The sequence below is a fragment of the Pseudanabaena sp. 'Roaring Creek' genome (assembly GCF_001402795.1).
In the GTDB taxonomy this organism is placed as follows: domain Bacteria; phylum Cyanobacteriota; class Cyanobacteriia; order Pseudanabaenales; family Pseudanabaenaceae; genus Pseudanabaena.
The window spans coordinates 1-5,783 of record NZ_LIRE01000253.1; the positions used below are offsets into that span (position 1 = coordinate 1).

Annotated in this window: 6 protein-coding genes; 5 read left to right on the forward strand and 1 reads right to left on the reverse strand. The window is 43.2% G+C overall.

The window, feature by feature from the left end; genetic code table 11:
* The 4 genes from AC805_RS26765 to AC805_RS08820 form a co-directional block, all read left to right on the forward strand.
* Positions 1–199 (forward strand): hypothetical protein (locus AC805_RS26765; RefSeq protein ID WP_231662531.1); only part of this gene is annotated, 199 nt, incomplete at its 5' end.
* A 1-nt stretch (position 200) separates the two neighbouring features.
* Complete coding sequence (locus tag AC805_RS08810; RefSeq protein WP_055075082.1) at positions 201–1,763, forward strand: hypothetical protein; 1,563 nt, start codon at positions 201–203, stop codon at positions 1,761–1,763.
* Positions 1,764–2,165: 402 nt separating this feature from the next.
* On the forward strand, positions 2,166–2,822 hold the full coding sequence (locus tag AC805_RS08815; protein ID WP_055075083.1) for an Npun_F0813 family protein: 657 nt from the start codon (positions 2,166–2,168) through the stop codon (positions 2,820–2,822).
* 114 nt (positions 2,823–2,936) lie between these two features.
* Positions 2,937–3,872 carry a hypothetical protein gene (locus AC805_RS08820; protein WP_009627297.1) on the forward strand — a complete coding sequence of 312 codons (936 nt, stop codon included), beginning with the start codon at positions 2,937–2,939 and terminating at the stop codon, positions 3,870–3,872.
* A 47-nt stretch (positions 3,873–3,919) separates the two neighbouring features.
* On the opposite strand, the gene AC805_RS08825 is transcribed toward AC805_RS08820, so the two are convergent.
* Positions 3,920–4,612, reverse strand: coding sequence for a sugar transferase (locus AC805_RS08825; protein WP_055075084.1), 693 nt, complete (start codon positions 4,610–4,612; stop codon positions 3,920–3,922).
* A gap of 41 nt (positions 4,613–4,653) precedes the next feature.
* Between AC805_RS08825 and holA the strand changes: the two genes are divergently transcribed.
* Positions 4,654–5,637: a DNA polymerase III subunit delta gene (gene holA / locus AC805_RS08830; protein ID WP_055075085.1), complete on the forward strand. Its 984-nt coding sequence runs from the start codon at positions 4,654–4,656 to the stop codon at positions 5,635–5,637.
* Positions 5,638–5,783: the final 146 nt, after the last annotated feature.

A 5,783-nucleotide genomic window follows, 5' to 3' on the forward strand; every position in this document is an offset into this window, starting at 1 on the left:
ACCCAAGATCGTGTTGTCGCGCGGAGCGCGACAACACGATCTTGGGTTCTATGTCCTGATACAGTTGGCGGTAGCTATATCTAGCATGGCAAGAGATAGCGCTCAAATAGACGAAGGTGGCGCAAAGCGCCACCTTCGTCTATTTGACGACAGCGATACCGCCACGATTGCTATAGTGCTTTTAGTAATGAGCGATTGATATGGGATTTGAGGAAATATTTGTTTTTGTCGTCGTGGGATGGGTGGCGAGCTATCGACTGCGATCGCTTGCCACCCCCAGCAATCAAGAACCAAAACACCAGTCACAAACCTTGGTTTTGTGGATTTTGGCAGTTGTTTTGCCAAGTTTAGCGATCGCATGGACAACTCTCCAGCAAACCGCTTTACCATTAATTTTTGTAACAACTTGCTTCTTGCTTTGTATATGGATTTATCGCACTTGGTATCCAAGTTCTAACTCAGATATTTCTAACTCGGATATGCAAGCTAGCTTAAGTCTTTATGCCCATGAAGAGAAACAACTGAAAAATTGCTTCCCTCCCGCTATCTATTTATTAAAAGGGCTAGAATACCGCGATCAAGAAATTTATTGTCGGGGCAAACTGCGATCGCCAAACCCCAAATATGCCTATGACCTAATCGCTAAAAATCTGCAACAAATCTTTGGCGATCGGTTTACCTGTTATTTAGAAGAAAGCCCGTTAGAAAATGTCGGCACCAACTTTGGCAGCAATCAAGATATGCAAGAAACCGCTACCAACTATTGCTTTTACTTGCGCCCGAGAACTATCGCCAGAACACAAAATTTGCTTCAGAGTTGGCTCTTAAGTAGCCTTAGCATTTTATTAACGATATTGGCTCTGTTCGTAGTTGGGGCAAACATTGCTCGCATTGAAGACTTGAGCTTAATGGATTTACAGCGGGGAATTCCTTATGGTTTGGGGGTGATGGGAATTTTCATGGGAAGGGCGATCGCCCATTACTGGATCGCCAAACAATATAAATTGTCCTATGTTCCTCCGCTTTTCTTGCCCTGCCTAGGTAGCTTTGGGATGTTAGGCAATCTCAACAGTTTTTTGGATGAAGGCTTTAATGAAACCAAAAATCTTGCCAATCAACGTCGCATCCTCTTCGATCTAGCTGTAGTACCGACGGTGACAGGCTTAGTCATTTCCGTTTTTTTCATATTCCTAGGTAGCTTTTCCCCAGTTCCCAGCGATCCCCTGATTGCGAATCCAGCCATAACGCCATCTTTTTTAACGAGTGAGTTAACGACCAATTTAGTGACCAAGCTAATGCCCAAACTCGCGACCTTTGAGTTTAAAGATTCGATTTTGGCAACCCTATTACAAACCGTTTTTTCAATAGGCAGATCGGGAGTTACCACAATCAATGGCTCAGAAGCGATCCCCTTGCTTTCGCCACTGACCCTCGCAGGTTGGGCGGGACTCGCTCTCAGTGCTTTACAACTCATGCCCTTTGATTTACTAGATGGCGGAAATTTAGCGATCGCTATGTTCGGACATCAGCAAGCAGTCGTCATTTCGCGCATCACCAGACTTGTTTTAATCGCGATCGCTTTATTTTCCCAGCCTTGGTTGAGAATTTATAGTCTCTTACTATTTGTATTGCCCGCCCCACGCCCCCTTCTTTTAAATGAAAATTTCGCCCTTGACCGCAGACGCGATCTCATCGGCATGATTTTAATGGCGATCGCCTTACTGATTATCTTGCCCTTGCCTAAGTCTTTGCTAAGTATCTAGGCATAAGCCCCAAAGCCTGTAGCGCACGCTGCGCTACAGGCTTTGGGTTTTTATATTTAATTGCACCTAACTACCTAGGATGAGTGGCGGCGCAAAGCGCCGCCACTCATCTTTATGGTTGCGTCACAATACTTATGATGACTTTTATTTTGCTTATGGCAAAATGAAAACTCAAAAACCTTGCGGGGACAAATTTTTTGTTTTCAAATAAAGGTAACTTCATTTGAAAACCGCTATAAGTACTGCTATAAGTACTGTAAATTGTCGGATAGAAACCACCATAAATCCTAGATAATTTAAATTTCAAGACGTTAATGTGATTTTGGGATTATCATTAACCTTGGCATTAGGTAGCCACGCTTTGTTGCTACTGGTAACATCAGTTAAGTCAACAGTAGAGACATGTTCATCCTGAAGCGCCAAGACGTTGAAATTATCAACGTCCAAAACCCACAAAATAAAGATCAACAAATACCGATTCTGCAATATCAGGGGCAAACATTTAGATTACTCAATATGTTTGGCGATAATCGCGATGAAGCTTTAGCACTTTGGCGCGACTTAACTGATAACAAAGGTAAAGCTTGTGTATTACTAGAAGAGCCTCAACGCTTTAGCGTGTGGGGCAGGGTCAAACTCGACCAACTGCATACAGCTCCTAGCCAAAGTTCTTCATCGGGTACACATCTTGTACAAGGTTGTTTACTGATATTGCAAGCTGTATATCTTGAGATTGAAGATATCCTTGGAGTTAGGCAAGCAGGCTCTTTTAAGCAAGATTTACTTAAGTTCATGCAACAGGGTAAATTTGCGCAAAGTGAAACAATTTCGGTGCTAGAAGAAGTTTTATCCATCAACCCACTTAATAGTATCCAAATCCCAAACTGGGATGAGAGTAAGTTGCAACTTCTTTTAGGTGAAATCCATCGACTAGCATCTTCCTATTTTGGAAATAATAGTTTTGTTGATAGCGCGATCGAAGCCTTAAATGAATTACCCGAAGCAGCATCTGTCTCTAATTGGTTGGCAAAAACTCCTAAAGGTAAGCTCTGGCAGTAATCTCCCTTACTGTTTTTGGCTTTTTATTTTTTGCTGTGGTATGTCGCGCAATATTTGATATTTTCTTGTTTTAAATACTTTATTTCCTATGGTTGTAGCCAAGGTTCAAGATACATGAGTAGAGCCAAACCTCCCTCCCCATCAGGGATTTCCACACAATCTATTGTTTGGGCAGCGATTGGATGGGCAGCCACAGCCTTGATTTACTATCTATTCCTAAGTGCCCCAACCGATGGTCCCCATACCATCAAGCCAGAAGAATGTGAAAAAGTAGTTAAAGGACTCATCGTTAGACCCAATTGGTATCGTTACGGTACTTACCTTTTTCAAACTGTAGCGATCGCCTGTTCGGGGTTACTGTGTTTGCGTAACTGGCGCAGCGCCAAAATCATCAGCGGTCGTAACGTTTGGCTTGGTTTAGGTATAGGTATCCTGTCTTGGGGCATCGGCAATTTGACTTTTGGTTATCTCGATTTTCAATATCAGAGTGGGCTGATCGCGGGTGGCGCTAAAGGTGCGAAGGAGCTGGTAAAGACATTTCCCTCGATCGCTGACATTTTTTTCACAGCTACTTACCTATTCTTGTCATGGGGAATGGCAATGTCAGTAATTGGACGAAGGCTCAATCTCTATCCCAAACAATGGGCGATCGTTGGCGGAGTAGGACTGTTGGGAATCGGGCTCGCCGCTTATGTGACCTTTGGGGTGAGCGGTGAAGTAACGATGGATTTGGGGAAAACTCTTAATATCATTTACGCTCTGGGTGACATTTGGTTACTCATTGTGGCAACGATTCTTCTTTTGGCTTTTTGGGGTGGTAAAGCCGCCCAATCATGGCGATTACTGGGCAGTGCTGGTATCGCGATGTTTTTTGGGGATTTATGGTTCAATTACAGCAATAATATCAGCGATATTTGTAAAGCTAAGCCCTATCAGAGTGGTGAACCTGCGGAGTTTTTCTGGATTCTAGCCTTTATTCTCTGGGGTATGGCAGCAGCTTTAGAATTTGATTTGTCGTCACGCTCAACTGGGCGAAGTCGCAGAAGTTAATTACCAAAGCAATAAAAAACCGACCTAAGGTCGGTTTTTTATTGCTTTTAGTAAGCACCGTTACCTTTGGGGAAAATGACTACCAAGATGGTCTTAAAAATCAAATGGAGATCAAGCCAAAAACTCATACGTTTTACATAGCTAGCATCTATCTGCACTCGTCTTGAATAAGGAATGTCATTACGTCCTGACACTTGCCAAAGTCCCGCAATGCCTGGGCGAACACTGAGAACCTTATCGATCGCCGAGCCATATTTGACGAGCTCAGCCTGCACTAATGGGCGCGGTCCCACGACACTCATATCGCCTACCAGTACATTCCAAAACTGGGGCAACTCATCTAGACTGGTTGTTCTCAAGAATTTACCAATTTTGGTAATGCGCGGATCGTGCTTAAGCTTAAAGGATGCTTCGTATTCAGCACGACTAATGGGACAGGAATTCAAATAGTCTTCAAGTGCTTGATCCGCTCCGTTAATCATGGTTCTAAATTTAATGCAATTAAATTTAGAACCATGTAAACCAACTCTCGGATGAATATACAAAACCGATCCACGAGAACTGATAAAAATCAATATCGCAATTGCCAGATAAATTGGCGAAAATAAAGTTAGGACAATTGATGCGAATACGATATCAAAGACTCTCTTTCCCCAAGTTGCATAAAGATCTGTACGATCTGTTACCGAATTCTTTGTACGGAGGCTAACTTGACTATTTGCTTTGCTTCTAGTAATCATCAAATCTCTACACCACACCACATAGTTGAACTAATCATACAATGCCTGTCTACTTTTATTGGGGCGATGATGACTATCAGATTTCCCAAGCAGTTAAAAAACTGATAGATACCCATGTCGATCCGATGTGGCGTGATTTTAATTACGTGAAAATCAATGCTACAGGGGATCTGGAAGTGATGGACGGACTCAACCAAGCGGTAACTTCACCCTTTGGCATGGGTAGCCGTTTGACTTGGTTAGCAGATACAGCGATCGCTCAGAAATGCAGCGAATCCCTATTAGCAGAGTTAGAAAGAACCTTTAATCATTTACCCATCGACTCCCACATCTTATTTACCTCATCAAATAAGCCAGACGGGAGAGCCAAATCTACCAAGTTACTCCAGAAGTATGCCCAGATATTGGAGTTTTCTTTAATTCCTCCTTGGAAAGTCGAGGCAATCGCTCAACTCGTCAAACAAGCTGCCACTGCGATTGATTTAAAACTATCTACGGATGGGGTGGACTTACTCGTTGATGCAATCGGTAATGATACCCGCCGCTTGACGATGGAACTCCAAAAATTGCAATTATCACATTACGGTAAAACCCAACCTCTTACCGCTAAAGACATTGCACCCCTCGTCCAAACCTCCGCTCACAATAGTTTGCAACTGGCAAGTGCCATTCGCTTAGCCAATACGAGTCAAGCCCTGTCCTTAATTTCTGAGTTGCTTCGCAATAATGAGGTAGGGTTGCGGATCTGTGCTACTTTAGTGGGTCAATTTCGGACATGGCTGTGGATTAAGCTGATGCAGGAATCGGGAGAGCGAGATGATAAGGCGATCGCCGATGCGGCGGAAATTGGTAATCCCAAACGGGTGTATTTCCTCAAACAAGAAGTGCAGGGGCTAACCAGTCAAAAGCTCATGCGATCGCTAAGTATCCTGTTACGACTAGAAGCCGATCTCAAGCATGGCAAAGATGAAAATGCCACATTACAAACCGCTATTATCGAGTTATGTCAAGCAATGACTAAATGAGAAACCATTTAAGAATTACTTTCTGCGGTCAAAAGCTCTAAGAGATCCCCCTCGATCCCCCTTAAAAAGGGGGAAGAATTTAATTCTCCCCTCTTTTTAAGGGGGGCTGGGGGGATCTATCCAATTCTTAAATGGTTTCTAAGAGA